This window comes from Flavobacterium cryophilum (assembly GCF_048286555.1).
Lineage (GTDB): Bacteria > Bacteroidota > Bacteroidia > Flavobacteriales > Flavobacteriaceae > Flavobacterium.
Genome location: NZ_JBLVPZ010000010.1, coordinates 80,771 through 101,277, shown reverse-complemented (window position 1 = coordinate 101,277; position 20,507 = coordinate 80,771). Strand labels below are relative to the sequence as shown.

The window sequence follows — 20,507 nt, the reverse complement described above, 5'->3', positions numbered from 1 at the left end:
TAAATATGTAAATTTTATTGATTTTTTAAACTTTTATTTTAATTTTTTAAAATTATTTTTTGTTTTCATTTTTGTAACTATAAAAAAGTATCTGCGCTATGCTTAAATTCACAAATCGCGTAAAACTCATTTAGTCCATTCTGTAATTTTGATAATCCACAACATCAAACTCCATATCCGGAAAAATATTTATTATTATAATTGGATACGCTACTTTAGATTGGAAATAAATTCCAGAGAAAAACTTTAGTTTATCATATTTAAACACTCCGTAAAATTTTGATGCTTCTTTAAAAAAAAGGTGTTGAACTTAGTAATGTAATACTTAACATTACAGAATTAGGTATTAGAGTTACAACCATCTGAATTTCGACAAATTTTACCGAGATTTGAATATTTTTATTTTTTAAATTTTCTTTAATTTAAGATAAAAAAATAGGTGCTACTATGCAATATTGCCATATGAATTTCCATTGTAGAGCTAAACTGGCAATCGAACAACTATTATATTTTTCATGTTTTTAACGTAGTACATTCTTCTCAAAAAATATCGATCTGGTATATAAAACATCGGGCAAAACATAAAATCCATTTTACAAACTGTAAAATGGATTTTATTAAGGTAGTGGCAAAAGCATCATTCACCAAACAAAATAAAGGCAATAATCAATGTAATAATGATGTTGAATAACTGTGCAATTAGGAACGCATATAATGGTTTTTTACTGTTTTTGCTGAACAAATCTTTAAAATTGGTTTCTAAACCAATACTGGTAAAAGCTAAAGCAAACCAAATCCCTTGTACATTCTTTAATCCATCTTTGACCTGATCCCGGACATCAGTTGTAAGCAAAAAAGAAAAAAGTAACGAAGCTGCAATAAAGCCGATAACAAATTTTGGAAAACGATCCCAAATCACTTTTAACGTTGGTTTTGTTACTGTATCTCCATCCGATGCGTTTTGTTTGTACGTCCAATACACTGAAATAGCAAAAGCGGCTAAACCCAATAACACATTCTGAGAGAATTTAACTATGGTACTTATTTTTAAAGCGGTTTCACCCACCAATGAACCCGAAGCGACAACCGCTCCCGAGGTATCAATACTACCTCCTAGCCATGCCCCAGTAACTTCTTCCGGAAAATTAAAGTATTTGGCAATAATGGGCATAAAAATCATCATTGGAATGGCGGTTACCAAGACCATCGAAATTACATATGAAAGCTTTTTTGAATCTCCTTTGATGGCGCCCGAGGTGGCAATAGCAGCCGAAACTCCACAAATAGAAACCGCACTGGAAATCATCATGGTCAACTCGTCATCAACTTTTAGTTTTTTACACAACCAAAAAGCAAAATACCAAACCGATAACACTATTATTAGAGCTTGTATAAGTCCCAAAGAACCTGCTTTTAGAATATCTGAAAATATGACACTCGTACCTAATAACACCAATCCAATTTTTACAAAAATTTCTGTAGAAAGGGCTGTCCGGAACCATTCTGGAAGTGTAAAAAAATTACCTATGGACAAACCGAGGATCAAACTAAAAATTACAGCCTCTAAATTAAGTCCTTTTACATGACTGTTCCCTGCAATAATCAATGCAACAATGGTTAATAAATACACGACCGGAAAACCCAATAAAAAATCTTTTACTGACTTTCCAGTCAAAAAAGCACCGATACTACCAATCGAAATAAAGTAGATAAATTGCAATGCAATGTTTTGTATGTTCCCATAAGAGAATACATCACTCAGTAAACTTGCTCCATTTGACCACTTAAATACAGGAACTGAAGGAATAAAAATAAAAAGCGATAATCCGATAATCAGGAAACCTAAGAGTACTACAGTCCAATCTTCATGAATTGTAAATTGTTTTGTTTTTTGTGACATTCTAATAAATAGTTATTTTTTTGTGGGTCAAAATACAATTTATTTATCTGTGGATACTACATCTTTGTTAATTTTTGTTAAGTAATTAAGCAACTGCCTCATTTCCAGTTTTAATTTCACAAACCTTTCTAAAGACTACGCCGTCAAAAATTTCAAGCGTTTTGAATATTCTATTCGTTAAAATAGCATTAAAATGATAATTTTTTTTTCAAAAAAATAATACGTGTATCGAAATATTCAGCGACTACATCTCTTAAATATATCCCAAAACATTTATATTAAATTGGTATATCGGGAAAAGTCGATATATTTGCATTATGGATAATATAGAACTATTTAAGGCATTATCAAACAAATCCAGATTGCAAATGCTGGAATGGTTAAAAGAACCTGAAATTAACTTTCCCGAACAGCTGGCTGCCGGTTTTGAGCACGGTGTATGCGTGGGACAAATACAAACCAAAGCTCGACTCACCCAATCAACAGTTTCAGAATATTTATCAATCCTACAGCGCGCTGGATTTATAGAATCTACTCGAGTTGGACAATGGACCTATTACAAACGCAACGAAAAAGCATTTACAGCACTAAGTAAAATAATCGAATCTAATCTATAATAAAATATGAATACAAATAGTTTGTTCACGCCTTTCAAGATAAAGACACTAAACCTTAAAAATAGAATTGTAATGGCGCCTATGACGCGCTCTTTTTCTCCAAATGGGGTACCTACAGATGCCGTCGCTGCTTATTATCAAAAAAGAGCGGAAGGCCAAGTAGGTTTACTATTATCTGAAGGAACTGTGATTAATAGACCTTCTGCGTCAAATGACGAAAATGTTCCTCACTTCCACGGAGAGCAATCTTTAGAAGGATGGAAACAAGTAATTGATAAGGTGCATTCCGCAGGCGGACAAATGGGGCCACAGCTTTGGCATATGGGAATTATGGACAACCACCAGTCCGGTTGGGTTCCTCCTGTACCATTTGAAGGACCGTCAGGATTGAACCGACCCGGTTTTAGCAACGGAACTACGATGACAATAAATGATATCGAAAATACCATTATAGCTTTTGGAAAAGCGGCTGCTGATGCCAAAAAATTAGGTTTTGACTGTATCGAAATACATGGTGCTCACGATTATTTGATCGATCAATTTTTCTGGGATGCCACAAATCAACGTACCGATGATTACGGTGGTAAAACCTTAGCGGAACGTACTCGTTTTGCCGTAGCTGTAATTACAGAAATTAGAAAACAAGTAGGTGAAGATTTCGCCATAATCATGAGACTTTCTCAATTTAAACCATCGGATTACAATTATAAACTGGCAAAAACACCTCAAGAAATGGAAGCTTGGCTTCGTCCGTTGATTGATGCTGGTGTTGATATTTTACATTGTTCACAGCGCCGTTTTTGGGAACCGGAATTTGAAGATAATGACCTTAATTTTGCAGGATGGGCAAAAAAAATCACTGGAAAACCAACTATTACAGTAGGTTCCGTGGGACTTTCTGGCGATTTCTTCGGAGCATTTGCAGGAGAAAGTTCACAGCCTACTTCATTGGAAGAATTAACAAGACGTTTGGATAGAGGTGATTTTGATCTTGTAGCCGTAGGAAGACCGCTTTTATCAGACCCAAATTGGGTTAGCAAAATAAAAACAGGGAAAAACGATCAATTAAAAGGCTTCAGCAAAGCCGCATTGAGTGAATTGATATTAGAATAAATTTAAAATAATATTTAGAAAAAATTATTCTAATAATTTCATTGATTGCATAAAAAAGAGAGAAATTTTAATAATTTCTCTCTTTTTTATGCTTTACAAACCATCCAACAAGTACTACAGCTTTTTCTTACTTAATATTCAGTGCCGTTGTATTTGAAATTCGTAATTTAATAAAATGAACAAAGTCGAAACAATTGAAGCGTTTTACCATAGAAATTATGATTTCATGCCAGACAACCTGCGCAAAGAAATTGGGCATTTTAATGTATTTAAATTAGAACCTTTTATTGGAAATATCACTAAACCGGTTCCCTATAAAAAAAGAGACTATTTCAAAATAACTTTGTTAGTAGGCGAAAGCACTATTCAATATGCAGATAAAGCTGTTCAAATACAAAAGCAAGCATTGGTGTTTTCAAATCCTCAAATACCCTATAGTTGGGAACATACTGACAAAATTAATCACGGGTATTTTTGTATTTTTGACCAAGCTTTCTTCCATCAGTACGGAAACCTGAATCAATATTCCCTTTTTCAACCGGATGGCAACCACGTTTTTGAAATTACTGATGAGCAATTAAAACTTTTAGGTACAATTTATGATCGCATGTTCGCGGAAATTAATTCTGACTATATCCACAAATACGATGTACTTAGAACTATAGTTTTTGAAATTGTACACTTTGCTTTGAAGATGGCTCCCACAGATAATTTGACCAAACATCCAATTAATGCTGCCCAACGCATTTCGACCTTGTTTTTAGAATTGTTAGAACGTCAATTTCCTATTGATGATACGCATCAAATATTACGCTTTCGATCCGCTTCTGATTATGCCGAAAAGTTAAACGTGCATGTGAATCACCTGAACAGAGCAATAAAAGAATCTACCGACAAAACCACTTCTCAAATTATAGCCGAACGTGTCCTACAAGAATCAAAAATATTGTTGAGACAAACAGCATGGTCAATCTCGGAAATTGCTTACGCTTTAAGTTTTACTGAAGTCACCCACTTTAATAATTTTTTCAAAAAACACGTTCAACTAAGTCCTCTGAAGTTTCGGAATGTTTGATTTTCGTAATTTATCGTTTCTTTTTCGTTATTCTATCCTCCAGACCCTCGCTACCTTTGTATTCTAATTACCTACTTAAAAATTTAAGATTAGGAAATGCATAAAAAAGGAACAAGGTTGCAATTCATAGCGCATTTATTCAGCCAAGAATACGAAATGAAAATACTCCCTGCTGTAATAATTAACAAGCAAAAGTTCAACACTTCGCAAGCAAAGGATGTTAACTTTTTTTTTAGAAATATTGAAAAGACCGATACCTGTGTACGAGACACACTGGTTTTTATTTAAGTTTTAATGAAGTAACACACTTCATTACTTTCTTTAAAATACGTTCAAATAAATCCTGTCAAATTTAGTAATTTTTGATTTTTACGCAAAAATATTTTTTTTAGTACGCTAATAATCAAACTATTCACTAAATTTATTTAATTATAAATAATCCGAGAAAACATAAATCTATAAATATAATTTTTAATTAAACACTTCAAAAATGAGCGCAACAACAAATGTAAAAGCTTACGGTACAGTAGCAGCCGATGCACCTTTAAAACAAATGGATATCCCACGCAGAGACACTACTGAAAAAGATATTGAAATCGAAATTATGTATTGTGGTGTTTGTCACTCTGATTTACACACGGCAAAAAATGATTGGGGAAACACCATTTATCCTGCAGTTCCCGGACATGAAATTGTGGGAAAAGTGATCAAAGTAGGAAATGAAGTTACAAAACTAAAAGTAGGAGATTTTGCTGCCGTAGGTTGTTTGGTAGATTCGTGCAAGACCTGTGATAATTGCAAGCAAGATTTAGAACAATACTGCTCTAACGGTTGGGTTGGTACCTATAATGGTGAAGACAAGCATTTAGGCGGAATGACTTTTGGAGGTTATTCTGAAAAAATTGTGGTAGATGAAGCTTACGTTTTGAAAGTACCCGCTAATCTTGACTTAGCTGCTACAGCGCCTTTATTATGTGCTGGAATAACTACTTGGTCCCCACTTCGCCACTGGAAAGTTGGAAAAGGGAGTAAAGTTGCTGTTGTAGGATTAGGCGGATTGGGACATATGGCGATAAAATTAGCTAAAGGTTTAGGTGCCGAAGTAACCCTGTTTTCAAGAACACCAAATAAGGAAAAAGATGCTTTGGAACTAGGCGCAGACGCGGTTGTTATATCAACTGACGAAAATCAAATGACAGCTGTAAGTGGAAAATTCGATGTAATCATTGATACCGTTCCTTATGTTCATGATGTAAATCCATATGTAGGAACTTTAAATACTAATGGGACTTTGGTTTTAGTAGGCTATTTAGGTGGTTTGGAACCAATTTTAAATACTGTTCCAATGATTATGGGAAGAAAATCCGTAGCTGGTTCTTTAATTGGCGGAATTGCAGAAACTCAGGAGATGCTTGATTTCTGTGGTGAGCATAATATTGTATCCGAAATTGAAATCATTAAAATTCAGGATATTAATGAAGCCTACGAAAGAATGCTTAAAAGCGATGTTCGGTATCGTTTTGTAATTGATATGGCATCACTTAAAAGCTAAAACTTAAAATACTTTTTAGCAGTAAATTTATAAAGAGGACGATAGTAATATCGTCCTCTTTTATTTTAAAAAAAACGAATAATAAAAAACTATTTAACGGTGATTCCTTACATTGGAAGCTAAATACTTTATGTCCCTCAATCAACCAAATTCAGAAAAAACATCCTTGTGTATTTTATTATCCTATGATAAATAGCATCACCACTTACTTTAAATCATAAATTTTGTAGTTTTACCCGCGCTATCTTCAAACCCTCATGAAACTTAAACCGATCAACATTCCTCCCATACCCGCCGTACTTTTAGCGATAATAAGCGTGCAATCTGGGGCAGCTATCGCGAAAGGTCTTTTTCCTGTTATTGGCGCCGCAGGAACTGCTTCATTGAGAATCGGCATTTCGGCATTGATATTATTTGCCGTCTACAGGCCAAACCTAAAAAAAATAACTGATGCCCAATGGAAATTGGTAATTCCTTATGGTTTATCGTTAGGTGCTATGAACTTGATTTTTTATCTTTCAATAGAGAGAATCCCAATTGGACTTGCTGTCACGCTTGAATTCATTGGTCCGTTATTAGTAGCGGTTTTGGGTTCAAAGCGCGTTATAGATTTTTTCTGGGTACTTCTTGCTGGGGCCGGAATTGTATTAATTGCCCCATGGTCAAATAATGGAATAGATATTTTAGGTGTACTTTTTGCGCTGCTGGCTGGTACTCTTTGGGCGGCTTATATCGTATTAGGGGGCAAAATTTCAAAAATAATGAAAGGTGGAGACGCAGTTACTGTGGGAATGTTCTTTGCTGCGATGTTAATTGTCCCTTTTGGAATTCTAGGAAATGGGTTAAGCAACCTTACTCCGCAACTTTTAGGCTTAGGAGTTGCTCTCGCGCTATTATCCAGTGCAATTCCTTTCACATTGGAAATGAAAGCACTTGGTCAACTTCCTGCACGCACCTTCAGTATTTTAATGAGTTTAGAACCTGCCGCTGCATCACTTTGTGCTTTTATATTTTTACAAGAATACCTTACTTATAATGAAATTATAGCAGTGATTTTTGTTGTAACAGCTTCTGCCGGATCCACAATTACATCCAAAATAAAACATTAATTATAATAAAAACGGCAAATGTAACATTTGTCACGCTCTTCTTTTAATTCATGCTATATCTTTGTAATAAAATTTAAGAAAATAACTTTCTTTTGAAATTAATTCAAAAAACTAACATCAAAGACACAAAAGTAATGAACAAAGACTTAATTTTAAGAGAACGATTAGCCATACAAAGAACAGTGCTTGCGAATCAATCTACATTTCTTGCTTTCCTGAGAACGGCAATGTATTTTTTAATTGCAGGATTAAGTTTGCAAAACTTATTAAAAGTTGAAAATAGTGTCCTGATTGAAATAGGCCTTTTTGTTACATCATTTGTGATAATTTTACTTGGAACTTTAAACTTTTTTAAGCACAAAAAATCTATTTCCGAAAACAAAAAGCATATTGGTGATTATCAATTAGAATACTATAAGTGATTCCAGTGTCTATCTTTTTTATTTCTTTAAAGAAATTACGACCATAAATCAAAGTCCCCATGCCGAAAGACAATTTATAAAATAATAAACCCCTAAAATCATATCTTTTAAGAAAGTATTGCTCTAAAAATTTAAAAAATGAACTGGAAAGTACCAAAAAAATCTACGTTACAAAATATTGCTTTTATATTATTTATCGTACTGCTATTGTTTAGTCCTTTGGGCACTTTTGTAAAAATTCAATTAAACCGCCTAACGACTTTTTCACCCAAAACAATTGCTGTAACAGATCAAAAAATGCTTTACAGTTACCAATGGCAATTAGTTGATGCAACCGGAAAGAGTGTGAATCTGGAGAAATACAAAGGGAAAATGATATTTATTAATTTCTGGGCCACCTGGTGTCCGCCATGTATTGCCGAAATGCCAAGTATGCAAAAATTATATACGGACTATCAGGATAAAATTGTGTTTCTATTTGTGACAACGGATTCATTTGAAAAAGCAAATGCATTTTTATTCAAAGAAAACTTAACTCTTCCTATCTATCAATCCATTACAAATCCTCCTGTAGAAATGGAATCGTCTACAATTCCCGCCACGTATCTTGTTGACAAAAACGGTAATATAATTGTAGCTAAAATTGGAACTGCAAAATGGAACAGTGATTCGTTTAGAGAGAAGTTAGATCATTATATTAAAAAATAAAATCTATGTTATTTTTACTTTTTTTGTTGTGTGACAAAAGGAAAATAACAACTCCTTTCTGAATATAATCGTTGCAGTTTTAAAGTAACAAATCCGGAATTATAGCTAGCAGGCCCACTAAACAAAAGGGGGACTATCCATTTTACAGTCCATTTTATTTAAAAAAAAACTCTTTCTTATTCCAAATGATAAAAATTCATTATTAAATAATTTAAAAGTAAATACAACAGGGTTCCAACCACAGCAAGCGTAATGGCACAGCTAATCAGGTTGACCACAATATTAGGAATAAACTTCAATCGAGGATGTGTGATTAAAGGCTCTCGATGCAGTCTTTCATGAAGGATTTCTCTTGCTATTTTAAGTTTCTTTTTGATAGTCTTACGTTTTAAAAAATACGGTAATTAATTGGCCCTACTACGACTACTCTAAATTACGTAATATTTTTAAGATGGAGAAGTTCTCCAAATAAAAAGAACATTCCGCGATGAAACTCCTCTTTTTAATGTATCATAAATTTTAAAGGTTATGTAGCAAGTAACAGTTTATATCCCTTTGATATTCCCTTTATTTTTTAAGAAAATGACTTCTATAATTTTACTAGTCATTCCAGCAGTGATTTTTAACCGATTTGATAAAATTTCAATCACGTTTTTTTCTTCTTTTTCCAAGGCCCCATCAGCAAGCAATACCTCCAAAGCCAGAGCAAAGACCGTCTCTTTATCTTCTTCGTTAATCAGTTCACAACAAGCAGAAATGTATTTTAATTGTCCTAGTTCTGTTCTTAAATCAAATGATTTTATATAAAGAGGCGCAATATCAATTCCAATAAATTTTTGTTTAGAATGCAATATTCTCGATAATGATGCCGTTTCCGAATCTGCAATTTGATTATCCGCAGAAACACAAGAATACAAAATTCCAAACCAAGCTTCGATTTCAGAACTTATGGGATTTTGGTCACTACTATTTTTAGCTTCAAATAAACTCATATTTTTTTTGCTTAAAGTTACTGATAACAGGGTAATGGATTACTAGAATTTAGAACTAAATTATGATTTATTTTTTAGTTTTCAGAAACTTTCGAAAACAAGACCTCTATTGTTTTAAAATAATTCAACGTTTTATAACTATTTTAGAAAAACAATAAAAGTCATCCGTAAAATTGTTACGATTTCATAAACTAAATTTGACAAAACTACCGCCTTAACTACTCATAACCAATTGATTAAACGTTTTCATCACATATATGCATCGCTAATACCATAAATAGCCATAGTTTTTATCTATTGAAAACAAAATTAGCTAAGGACGCTTTGTAGTAAATTCGCCTTCAAGTAAATAAAAATCATTTAAACTATGGAAAATAATTTAAATCCAACCACATCGTCTTATAATGTGAACAGCGAAAGCAAATGCCCATTTAACCATGGTGCCAGTACTGGAACTCCGGCAAAGCAAGGCGCTGGTTCTGCTCCGGCAAACCGTGACTGGTGGCCAAATCAATTGAAATTGAATATTTTGCGTCAACACTCTGCAGCGTCGAACCCAATGGGAGAAACTTTCAATTATGCAGAAGAATTTAAATTGTTAGATTTTGCTGCGTTAAAACAGGACATCAAGGATTTAATGACAACTTCACAAGACTGGTGGCCAGCCGATTATGGTTCCTACGGCGGACTATTCATCAGAATGGCTTGGCACAGTGCCGGTACATATCGTATCGCAGACGGACGCGGCGGTTCTGGAGCTGGAACACAACGTTTTGCCCCTCTAAACAGCTGGCCAGACAATGCTAACTTAGATAAGGCACGTCTATTACTGTGGCCAATAAAACAAAAATATGGCAGAAAAATTTCTTGGGCCGATTTATTAATATTAACTGGTAATTGTGCCTTAGAATCGGCTGGTTTTGAAACTTTTGGTTTCGCTGGTGGCCGCGAAGATGTATGGGAACCAAACGAAGATATATATTGGGGTTCTGAAAATGAGTGGTTAGGCGACGGTCGTTACAATACGGAACGCGAACTAGAACAACCTCTTGCTGCTGTTCAAATGGGATTAATTTATGTGAATCCAGAAGGACCTAACGGAAACCCAGATCCAGTATTGGCAGCACATGATATTCGTGAAACGTTTGCCCGAATGGCAATGAATGACGAAGAGACTGTTGCATTAAGTGCCGGTGGACACACTTTAGGTAAAACTCATGGCGCTGCAAATCCAGAGAAATATGTTAGTGCAGAACCTGCAGGAGCAAGTATTGAAGAACAAAGTAAAGGTTGGAAAAACAGCTACGGTACTGGTAATGGTGGAGATACAATTACAAGTGGTTTAGAAGGAGCATGGACTACCACACCATCGAAATGGAGTAATAATTATTTCGAAAATTTATTTGGCTATGAATGGGAATTAACTAAAAGTCCAGCAGGTGCGCACCAGTGGAAACCAAAAGATGGAGCCGGAGCTGGTTTAGTGCCAGATGCTCACAATCCATCAATAAGTCACCAACCTTTTATGTTGACTACCGATTTATCTTTGCGATTTGACCCTGCTTATGAAAAAATATCAAGACGTTTTTTAGCGAATCCAGCAGAATTCAATGATGCGTTTGCTCGAGCTTGGTTTAAGCTTACCCACCGTGATTTGGGTCCAAAAAACCGTTATTTAGGACCTGAAATTCCTGCTGAAGATCTGATTTGGCAAGATCCTATTCCAGCTCTTAATCATGAATTAATAGACGATCAAGATATTGATTTTCTAAAAGCAACAATATTGGCTTCAGGATTATCAGTTTCTCAACTGGTATCAACTGCATGGGCTTCAGCATCGACTTTTCGTGGTTCTGATAAACGTGGTGGTGCAAACGGGGCTCGTATTCGTTTAGAACCTCAAAAAGATTGGAAAGTAAATAATCCTTCTCAATTAGAACAAGTAATCGAGACATTGGAAGAAATTCAAAAAGAGTTTAACAGTGCTAATACTGGTGGTAAGCAAGTTTCAATTGCTGATTTAATAGTTTTAGGTGGTAATGCAGGAATTGAAAAAGCAGCAAAAAATGCTAATCATGATGTTAAAGTTCCGTTTACTTCGGGAAGAACAGATGCTTTACAAGAACAAACTGATGTCGAATCATTTGCAGTTCTTGAGCCTCAAGCAGATGGTTTCCGTAATTACGTTAAGACAAAATATACGGTTTCAGCTGAGGAAATGCTTATTGACAAAGCGCAATTATTGACCTTGACAGTGCCAGAAATGACAGCTCTAGTTGGTGGTATGCGTGTGTTGAATACGAATGTTGATCACTCTCAAACTGGAATTTTTACAAAACGTCCAGAGGCTTTAACGAATGATTTCTTTGTAAACTTACTTGATTTAGGTACAACTTGGAAAGCGGTTTCCGAATCTGATGATGCGTTTGTAGGTACTGATCGTAAAACTGGTACAATTAAATGGATTGGTACTCGTGTGGATCTTATTTTTGGATCAAACTCTGAACTGAGAGCTATTGCTGAAGTTTATGGCTGTGTCGATGCGCAAGAAAAATTTGTAAAAGACTTTGTTGCAGCGTGGACCAAGGTGATGAATCTTGACCGTTTCGATCTGGTTTAATTTTAGTATTTTTAATTTGTTTAAAAAGGTGGTCTGGCAACGGATCATCTTTTTTTGTTTATAATTTACGGTTGATTTTGACTTATAATACTCTGATGCACCTTTAATACGTTTAATTCAACATGAGTTGTATAGCTCGTATTGCACACCAAACTAAATCATTTTCGCTCGGTCCCTATTCCGCATAATTCAGTGTGTCACGCTTATCTTGCCTTTTCAATTTTAGATCCTTATTTAAGTTTTCAAAACTATTTTTAAACAAATATTACACGCAACGTATTCATCGGTTAAAGTTTAAAGTTTTTCTGTTACTTCTTTTTTTATTTTTTTTAATTTTTTTTGGTTTCATTTCGCGTAAAAAAAAAACCGCACAACATCTTTGTTTCAGCCGTAAACTGGCACTCATCCATCCAATTTGAATAGCTTCGTGCCATTATACAGCTTTTGTTAATCTATAGATAATTAACCAAAAATTAATCTATCGCTACAAATCTAAAAGTATTCATTTTTACTACATTACGGTTTCCCGTAAAACCATGATAATAATATTCGATTACAGTTTTTTTAATAAAATAAAATCTTCCCACCATACTGGACGTAAAAACGGGACGGCTTAAGTTTTTTAATCAAAAAAGATTACAAAATATAATCCGTATTAATAAAATTAGATTCTTTACTGCTCAATAATTCATGCAAAATAGCATTGTTATAATCATTGTCTTTAGACGCAACGAAGGTCCTAATCGAGAACGAACGCAAGGCATCGTGAATACTCAGTGTTCCTACAGCTGAATCTTTTCGTCCTGTAAAAGGGAAAACATCCGGTCCTCTTTGGCAAGAACTATTCAAGTTTACTCTACACACTAAATTTACCAAAGCATCAATAAGCGGCGCAATCGTTTTAATGTCTTTTCCAAACAAACTCACTTGTTGCCCGTAATTTGATTCGGCCATATCGTTCAAAGGTTCTTGAATGTCTTTGAAAGAAATAATAGGTACAACCGGGCCAAATTGCTCTTCGTGATACACACGCATTTCTTTATTTACAGGAAATAAAACCGCCGGAAATATATAATTAGACGAATGCTGACCCCCTTTTTCATTGAGTATTGTAGCACCTTTACTGGTCGCATCATCAATCAATTCCTGAATATATGCCGGTTTGTCTTTTTCTGGTAAAGGCGTCAGAAACACAGATGTATCCCACGGATTTCCAAAAACAAGCGCATCAACTTTGGCAGCAAAACGTTTGTTAAATTCATCTGCAACAGATTCATGCACATACAGTATTTTTAAAGCCGTACAACGCTGTCCATTAAATGATAAAGTGCCAGCGATACATTCTTGGATTGCCAAATCTAAATCAGCATCCGGTAGGATTATCGCAGGATTTTTTGCCTCTAAACCTAATATTAAACGCAATCTGTTTTTATTAGGATGTTGGTCTTGTAATGCAATCGCTGATTTACTATTTCCTATCAAAGCCAAAATATCAACTTTTCCAGATTTCATTATTGGCGAAGCCACTTCACGTCCGCGACCATACACTATATTAATGGCTCCTTTTGGAAAACTACTTCTGAAAGCTTCTAATAAATGTGAAATCAATAAAACGCCATGTTTTGCTGGTTTAAAAATAACCGGGTTCCCCATAATTAAGGCAGGAATCAGTAACGAAAAAGTCTCATTCAGCGGATAATTATAAGGTCCGAGACATAAAACAACACCGAGCGGTCCTCTGCGAACCATCGCATTTATTCCTTGCACTTTAGAAAAATGAGCACTACGACTGTTTAATTCTTTTAAGCTGTCAATGGTATCATAAATATATTCTACGGTTCTGTCAAATTCTTTTTCAGAATCACCCAATGATTTTCCAATTTCCCACATCAATAATTTGACAACTTCCCTGCGGGTCGTTTTCATTTGAGTAACAAAATTTTCCATGCATTTTATGCGATCTGCCACTTTCATAGTAGGCCATAATCCTTGACCGTTATTATAAGCTACACTAGCCGCATTAACAGCTTCCATCGCTTCAGCCTCTCCCATAAATGGGATTGAACCCAAAATTGTTGGGCCGTATTCTTCGGTAGATGAAATTGTTGAAAAAACAGGAGTTGTCTGACCGGTCCATTTTTTTAATTCTCCATTAATTAAATACGTATCTTGATTTAATAAAGTATTAATTTGAAATTCTTCTGGTATTACATTCATACTCATTTATTTTATGTTTTTAATTTAAATTTTAAATAGCCAAAACGATACTAGACTCTGTACGTTCTATGGAGCAACTACCTCTCCATCCCATTCTGTAATGCCTCCTACTAAGTTATACGCGTTTTCAAAACCCTGCTCCTTCATTATTTCACAGGCTTTTGCACTTCGCATTCCGGAACGGCAATACACGTAATAGTTTTTTGTTTTGTCCAATGCTTCAATTTCAGTTATAAAACCTTGTCCCAAATGAATATCAATATTAATGGCATTGGCTATAATTCCTTCATTAAATTCGGCTTCGGTTCGCACGTCTAAAATTACGGCGTTGTCGTCAGTTTCAAATTGAGAAACCCAATCTTCTTGTGTTAAATTCATGGTGCTTTTTTTTGTAAAAATACAAATATTTTAGCTAACAATAAACGCCCGATCTGTTAATTGGATAATATTCATAAGAAAACGTTTTCGCAAAACATTAACGATCAACAAACTATAAAATTGACATATCTTTTTACGAAAACAGTCTATTAAATCCATAGGAATGAGGAAAAAATAAGCGCTGAATCAACTACTTGTCATTTATTATAACACTGAAAATTACTCCCTTTTTTTGCGCTTTTTAGATTACTTTTACACTACTAACGCCCGAAAAAAGTCTGCAAATGCACAATCCTATAAAGAATTTTTTTCCTTCATTTTCTAATGAATTAGTGAAAGAAATTGAATCTAATGCAACTATTCATTCCTACCAGACTGGTGATGTAATTATACGAACAGGACAATACATCAAAAATACCGTTTTAGTAATTAGTGGGAAAATTAAAATTTACCGCGAAGATGAAAATGGAGGTGAATTTTTTATGTATTATTTACAACCCGGACAAGCTTGTGCTATTTCTATGATTTGTGCCACCAAAAACGAAAAAAGCCAAATAATGGCTAAAGTGGTTGAGGACGCTGAATTGATACTGGTTCCACTTCTTATAATGGATAAATGGATGATGCAGCACCGCAGTTGGTATGAATTTGTAATTAATTCTTACGGCAGTCGATTTGAAGAAGTATTGCTAGTTATAGACAGTATTGCTTTCAAGGCAATGGATGAGCGCTTACTGTTTTATTTAAAGCGCCATGCCGATGCATGTGGCTGTAAAGAATTGAAACTGTCTCATCAGGAAATCGCATCTGAATTGAGTACTTCAAGAGAAGTAATTTCACGTTTGTTGAAAAAAATGGAACAACGCGGTATCGTTTCCTTACATCGCAATAACATTGAACTTTTAAAATAAATCAACGCAATGAAGTCCATTTCTGGTACACCATATTCTCCGAACTGTTGCTTTAAAAAAAATTAAAATGGAATATTTAGGCTATTTTGCTTCAATAATTATTGGACTTTCATTAGGATTAATTGGCGGCGGAGGTTCTATCCTTACGATCCCAATTCTAGTTTATCTCTTTAAAATAAACCCTGAAAATGCCACCAGTTATTCTCTATTTATAGTGGGAATTACTTCTTTATTTGGATGTATCAGTCACTATAAATTGGGAAATCTTAAAATTAAATCGGCATTGTATTTTGCAATACCATCCGTTTTTTCTATCCTGATAATTAGAGAAGTTATTTTTCCCAAAATTGCGGCAACAATTTTCTCCATTGCTTCCTACCAAGTATCAAAAAGTTTTTTGATAATGATTGTTTTTTCAGTGCTTATGATAACAGCCGCTATCGCTATGATACGCAAAACTAAAACAGTACCAAATACAGCAAAAACAAATTACATACAACTGGGAATTATTGGATTTTTGGTTGGAATTGTCACTGGATTCTTAGGTGCTGGAGGTGGTTTTTTAATCATCCCAGCATTATTATTTTTTGCTAATTTACCAATGAAGCAAGCCGTTGGCACTTCATTATTGATTATCTTTATAAACTCCAGCATCGGTTTTGGAGGCGATTTATATATTGGTACACCTATCGATTATTCGTTTTTACTGATGATTTCAAGTATGGCCTTTATAGGAATGATCATTGGTATCAAGCTTTCAAAAAAAATAGATGCTGCTAAACTTAAACCAATCTTTGGATGGTTTGTATTGATAATGGGAATTTTTATTGTTATCAAAGAATTTTTCTTAAATTAAAAAATGGAATGTAACAATTGTCACTGTTTGTCCTAAAAAACAGAAGTACATTTGTACTGTAAAACTAAAAAATGCAATCATGCAAATAGAACAAATATATACCGGATGTTTAGCCCAAGGTGCTTACTATATAACCTCGAATGGCGAAGCGGCAATTATAGATCCGTTACGGGAAACCCAACCTTATCTGGACAGATTGGATAGAGATGGCGTAAAATTGAAATACATTTTTGAAACCCATTTTCATGCTGATTTTGTTTCTGGTCACGTCGATTTAAGCCGTCAAACTGCTGCTCCAATTGTGTATGGTCCAAATGCAACTTGTGAATTTGAATGTATTTCTGCCAAAGACGGACAGGAATTCACCATTGGAAACATCAAAATAAAAGTATTGCACACACCGGGACATACCATGGAAAGCTCCACTTTTTTATTGATTGACGAAAACAGTAAAGACCATGCCATTTTCTCCGGAGACACCTTGTTTATTGGAGATGTAGGAAGACCAGATTTAGCCCAAAAAGCGGCACACATGACACAAGAACAATTAGCCGGTATTTTATTTCATTCTTTAAGAGATAAAGTGATGACGTTGGCAGATGACGTTATTGTCTATCCAGCTCACGGTTCCGGAAGTGCCTGTGGAAAAAATATGAGTAAGGAAACAATATCAACTATTGGCGATCAAAAAGCTACTAATTATGCGTTACGCGGCGATATGACAGAAGCCGAGTTCATAAAAGAAGTTACCGAAGGTTTATTGCCTCCTCCAGCCTATTTTGGAATGAATGTGGCGATGAACAAAAAAGGTTATAACAGTTTTGAAAACGTATTGCACTTAGGAATGCACGCATTATCGATAGAAGAATTTGAACTGGCTGCCGAAGAAACCGGAGCCCTAATTTTGGATACCCGAAAAAACGAAGAATTTGCCAAAGGATTTATTCCCCAATCGGTAAACATAGGGATTAATGGTGATTTTGCGCCTTGGGTAGGTGCATTAATTGCCGATGTAAGACAACCTATTTTAATTGTTTGTGAACGGGGACATGAGGAAGAAACCGTTACACGTTTGAGCCGTGTGGGATTTGACAACTTGATTGGTCATCTTGATGGCGGCTATGATGCTTGGGCAAAAGCAGGGAAACAAATTGATACTGTCAATAGAATTACAGCCGAACAATTTGCTGCAGCAGTGAAAATTGGTGAAAGCAAAGTAATTGATATTCGTAAAGAAAGTGAATATTGCTCAGAACATGTTAGCGAAGCCTACAGCAGGCCATTAGCCGCAATAAATGATTGGATAAAAGATATCAATCCCAAAGAACATTTCTACCTCCACTGCGCAGGCGGTTATCGCAGCATGATTGCCGCTTCGATACTGGAAGCTCGTGGTTTTAGAAATTTTACTGAAATTGAAGGCGGTTTTAATGCTGTTGCAAAAACGGATGTTCCAAAAACAGATTTCGTTTGCCAAAGTAAAGTTTTGAAATAAAAGCAATTTCGATGACAATGGCAATGGCAATTTCAAAAAAATCAAATTATGGAAGATATAAAATGTTGTGTAGTTTCCTGCGATAAACCGCTAGATGCATCCTATTGGGAATTGCAATACGAAGCCAAAACTACCGCATGGGATTTAGGCAAAGTAGCGCCGCCCATACAAACGTATGTAGATACGATTGCTGATAAAAACTGTAGTATTTTAATTCCTGGTTGTGGGAATAGCTATGAAGCTGAATATCTGCTGGAGCAGAATTTTACAAATAGTACTGTAATTGATATTGCTCCAACACTAATTGCCGTTTTAAAAGAAAAGTTTAGAAACAATTCTAACATTCAAATTATAGTGGGCGATTTCTTTCAACATCAAGGGAAATATGATTTGATTATTGAGCAAACGTTTTTCTGTGCTTTGCCTCCTACAATGCGCCAAAAATACGTGTGGAAAATGCACCAACTTCTAGCAGAAGAAGGAATTCTAGCAGGATTACTGTTCAATAGAACGTATGAATCCGGCCCTCCTTTTGGCGGCAGCAAAGATGACTACAAACTACTTTTCCAAGGCGCGTTTGACTTTTTAAAAATGGATGTGTCTAAAAATTCAATTGCACCAAGAGCAAACTCAGAGTTGTTTATCGAGCTGAAGAAGAATAATCAGGTTGTGGTGAATTTATATGAATTTGAAGGCATTACGTGCAACAATTGTATGGAAACCGCCTCAGAAAAATTAATTGCAATTGACGGAATTATAAATGTAAGCATGAGTAGTAATTTTGCTGAAGTATTAATTGTCAGTACAAATGAAATTGCAATCAAAGCATTGCAACAGGTGATTTCTTACGATGCCAAGTATAAAATTAAAAAAATAAACCCGTAAAACCTAATTCCTTTTTTAGAAAAAAAATGAAAGCATTATTATTTACTAATTGGCATCTTATGCGCTGGCTTCGTCTGGTGTTTGCCTTATTTTTATTTGCTCAAGCATACATTTTAAAAGAATGGATGTTCATTGGTTTTGGACTATTTTTCTGGATTCAGGTCGTTTTTAATTTAGGTTGTGGTTCTAATGGTTGTACTATTGCTAATACTAAATTCAATAAAGATGAGTAAATTTGAAACGATTATCAATTCCGACATACCAGTTTTAATAGACTTTTTTGCCACTTGGTGCGGACCTTGCAAAATGCTAAATCCCATTTTGAAAGAAGTAAAAGACAATTTAGGTGATGCCGTTTCCATCATCAAAATCGATGTAGACAAAAACCAACAAATTTCTAGTCAGTATAAAGTTCGTGGAGTTCCGACGATGATTTTATTTCAAAACGGAAAGCAATTATGGAGACAATCCGGTGTCGTAAGCAAAGAGGAAATTATTAAAACTATCTTGGAAAAAAGTAATAAATAACCAAAAATTTGTGCACCATAGATTTTAATTTTGGTAAAAATTATTGAATATCAGAAAAAAACAACTTTAATACAGTAACGATTATACAAAATTATAATTGAGTCAATTAGCATTTATTTTGGTTTTCTTCTGTACAAAATAAAACCAACACATGTTGATCAAAAGTTTTTAACAAATATTTAGCGATGTATTACTATAATTTAGCTAATTTTGCTTTATTATATACCACAAATGAAAAAGTTTTACTTTTTGTTAATTGTTGCTCTTGGTTTCTTTTTGATGCCAGCAGTAGCTTTTGCTTGTGAAAATAATTCGTCGAAACAAGCTACTTCTAAAGAGATTTCCTCAAAGATGGATAAAGATGATTGCTGTAAAGACGATACTCATTCAAAAAATAAAAATCATGAAGGTTGCGACGGTAAATGCAGCCATTCTAAATGCGGCTGTGCTTCTTCATGCAATAGTTCATTTTCGATTAGTGGTTGGAATTTAAATAACAATGTTTTTAATTTTTTATACGAAAAACAAAATTTCTATAATTCAGAAACCTTTATTTCTTCTGGTTTCTGTTCTCTTTGGCTTATACCAAAAATAAGCTAAATTCCAATTTTGACAGCCCTAATTGTGTCAAATCAAAAGCAATTTTTGCTTTACAATCATTTATTTTATCAGATAATGTCATATTCAAAAGGGTAACTTTGATGTGCTGTCATTTGTTATTGTTTACTTCATCCAATTTAGAATCTTTTTACAATGAAATCACTAATAAAAACAGTGATGGCAATAACGCTATTGCTGTCATTCGAGGTGTTTAACGCGCAAATCAAAAACGATAAAGCCGAAACCGTAAAAATATTCGGGAATTGCGCAATGTGTGAAACTACCATAGAAAAAGCAGGAAGTCTCAAAAAAATCGCCAATGTTGATTGGAATAAAGACACTAAAATGGCTACGACTTATGATGCTAAAAATCCGTACTATGGATCTCAAATGTTGAGTTGTGGTAAAACAGTGGAAGCAATAAAATAATAAATTAAAACTTTAAATAATGAAGAATATATTTTTTACTACACCAAAAAAACCAAATGGTGTTGTACTAAAAATGTAACCTTTAAAATAGCTAAAAATA

Annotated in this window: 19 protein-coding genes and 1 pseudogene; 16 read left to right on the top strand and 4 right to left on the bottom strand. The window is 34.5% G+C overall.

Annotated elements, in window-relative coordinates; genetic code table 11:
• Positions 1-637 precede the first annotated feature (637 nt).
• Positions 638-1,900: a YeiH family protein gene (locus ACNQGJ_RS14020; protein ID WP_417973958.1), complete on the bottom strand. Its 1,263-nt coding sequence runs from the start codon at positions 1,898-1,900 to the stop codon at positions 638-640.
• A 317-nt stretch (positions 1,901-2,217) separates the two neighbouring features.
• Here ACNQGJ_RS14020 and ACNQGJ_RS14015 point away from each other — a divergent pair, with 317 nt between their 5' ends.
• The 7 genes from ACNQGJ_RS14015 (at position 2,218) to ACNQGJ_RS13985 (ending at position 8,496) form a co-directional block, all read left to right on the top strand.
• On the top strand, positions 2,218-2,517 hold the full coding sequence (locus tag ACNQGJ_RS14015; RefSeq protein ID WP_417973960.1) for an ArsR/SmtB family transcription factor: 300 nt from the start codon (positions 2,218-2,220) through the stop codon (positions 2,515-2,517).
• Positions 2,518-2,523: 6 nt separating this feature from the next.
• Complete coding sequence (locus ACNQGJ_RS14010) at positions 2,524-3,630, top strand: NADH:flavin oxidoreductase (RefSeq protein ID WP_417973962.1); 1,107 nt, start codon at positions 2,524-2,526, stop codon at positions 3,628-3,630.
• Between the two features lie 175 nt (positions 3,631-3,805).
• Complete coding sequence (locus ACNQGJ_RS14005; protein ID WP_417973963.1) at positions 3,806-4,705, top strand: helix-turn-helix domain-containing protein; 900 nt, start codon at positions 3,806-3,808, stop codon at positions 4,703-4,705.
• A 490-nt stretch (positions 4,706-5,195) separates the two neighbouring features.
• The gene (locus tag ACNQGJ_RS14000; protein ID WP_417973965.1) at positions 5,196-6,257 is read left to right on the top strand and encodes an NAD(P)-dependent alcohol dehydrogenase; all 1,062 of its coding nucleotides are present in this window, start codon (positions 5,196-5,198) and stop codon (positions 6,255-6,257) included.
• A 257-nt stretch (positions 6,258-6,514) separates the two neighbouring features.
• The gene (locus ACNQGJ_RS13995; protein WP_417973967.1) at positions 6,515-7,366 is read left to right on the top strand and encodes an EamA family transporter; all 852 of its coding nucleotides are present in this window, start codon (positions 6,515-6,517) and stop codon (positions 7,364-7,366) included.
• Between the two features lie 92 nt (positions 7,367-7,458).
• Positions 7,459-7,788 (top strand): DUF202 domain-containing protein, encoded by a 330-nt coding sequence (locus ACNQGJ_RS13990; protein WP_417973969.1) that lies wholly within the window; start codon positions 7,459-7,461, stop codon positions 7,786-7,788.
• 138 nt (positions 7,789-7,926) lie between these two features.
• The gene (locus tag ACNQGJ_RS13985; RefSeq protein WP_417973970.1) at positions 7,927-8,496 is read left to right on the top strand and encodes a TlpA family protein disulfide reductase; all 570 of its coding nucleotides are present in this window, start codon (positions 7,927-7,929) and stop codon (positions 8,494-8,496) included.
• A gap of 545 nt (positions 8,497-9,041) precedes the next feature.
• Here ACNQGJ_RS13985 and ACNQGJ_RS13980 read toward each other — a convergent pair.
• On the bottom strand, positions 9,042-9,488 hold the full coding sequence (locus tag ACNQGJ_RS13980; protein ID WP_417973972.1) for a tellurite resistance TerB family protein: 447 nt from the start codon (positions 9,486-9,488) through the stop codon (positions 9,042-9,044).
• 367 nt (positions 9,489-9,855) lie between these two features.
• Between ACNQGJ_RS13980 and katG the strand changes: the two genes are divergently transcribed.
• Positions 9,856-12,108 (top strand): catalase/peroxidase HPI, encoded by a 2,253-nt coding sequence (katG, locus tag ACNQGJ_RS13975; RefSeq protein ID WP_417973974.1) that lies wholly within the window; start codon positions 9,856-9,858, stop codon positions 12,106-12,108.
• Positions 12,109-12,744: 636 nt separating this feature from the next.
• Here katG and ACNQGJ_RS13970 read toward each other — a convergent pair.
• On the bottom strand, positions 12,745-14,325 hold the full coding sequence (locus tag ACNQGJ_RS13970) for an NADP-dependent glyceraldehyde-3-phosphate dehydrogenase (RefSeq protein ID WP_417973976.1): 1,581 nt from the start codon (positions 14,323-14,325) through the stop codon (positions 12,745-12,747).
• 66 nt (positions 14,326-14,391) lie between these two features.
• On the bottom strand, positions 14,392-14,703 hold the full coding sequence (locus tag ACNQGJ_RS13965; protein ID WP_417973978.1) for a rhodanese-like domain-containing protein: 312 nt from the start codon (positions 14,701-14,703) through the stop codon (positions 14,392-14,394).
• Positions 14,704-14,987: 284 nt separating this feature from the next.
• Here ACNQGJ_RS13965 and ACNQGJ_RS13960 point away from each other — a divergent pair, with 284 nt between their 5' ends.
• The 8 genes and pseudogenes from ACNQGJ_RS13960 to ACNQGJ_RS13925 all read left to right on the top strand — a co-directional run.
• The gene (locus ACNQGJ_RS13960; RefSeq protein ID WP_417973980.1) at positions 14,988-15,614 is read left to right on the top strand and encodes a Crp/Fnr family transcriptional regulator; all 627 of its coding nucleotides are present in this window, start codon (positions 14,988-14,990) and stop codon (positions 15,612-15,614) included.
• A gap of 67 nt (positions 15,615-15,681) precedes the next feature.
• Positions 15,682-16,470, top strand: coding sequence for a sulfite exporter TauE/SafE family protein (locus ACNQGJ_RS13955; RefSeq protein ID WP_417973982.1), 789 nt, complete (start codon positions 15,682-15,684; stop codon positions 16,468-16,470).
• A 79-nt stretch (positions 16,471-16,549) separates the two neighbouring features.
• Positions 16,550-17,965, top strand: a complete 1,416-nt coding sequence (locus ACNQGJ_RS13950) for an MBL fold metallo-hydrolase (RefSeq protein ID WP_417973984.1) — start codon at positions 16,550-16,552, stop codon at positions 17,963-17,965.
• A gap of 48 nt (positions 17,966-18,013) precedes the next feature.
• Entirely contained in the window at positions 18,014-18,850 is an 837-nt protein-coding gene (locus ACNQGJ_RS13945; protein ID WP_417973986.1) for a methyltransferase, read from the top strand.
• A 26-nt stretch (positions 18,851-18,876) separates the two neighbouring features.
• On the top strand, positions 18,877-19,083 hold the full coding sequence (locus ACNQGJ_RS13940) for a hypothetical protein (protein ID WP_417973988.1): 207 nt from the start codon (positions 18,877-18,879) through the stop codon (positions 19,081-19,083).
• Positions 19,076-19,378 carry a thioredoxin gene (gene trxA, locus ACNQGJ_RS13935; protein WP_417973990.1) on the top strand — a complete coding sequence of 101 codons (303 nt, stop codon included), beginning with the start codon at positions 19,076-19,078 and terminating at the stop codon, positions 19,376-19,378. The genes ACNQGJ_RS13940 and trxA overlap by 8 nt, the downstream gene beginning before the upstream one ends.
• A gap of 231 nt (positions 19,379-19,609) precedes the next feature.
• The gene (locus ACNQGJ_RS13930; RefSeq protein WP_417973992.1) at positions 19,610-19,978 is read left to right on the top strand and encodes a hypothetical protein; all 369 of its coding nucleotides are present in this window, start codon (positions 19,610-19,612) and stop codon (positions 19,976-19,978) included.
• Between the two features lie 153 nt (positions 19,979-20,131).
• Positions 20,132-20,341, top strand: a pseudogene (locus ACNQGJ_RS13925) (DUF3347 domain-containing protein); the annotation flags it as partial.
• Between the last annotated feature and the right edge of the window lie 166 nt (positions 20,342-20,507).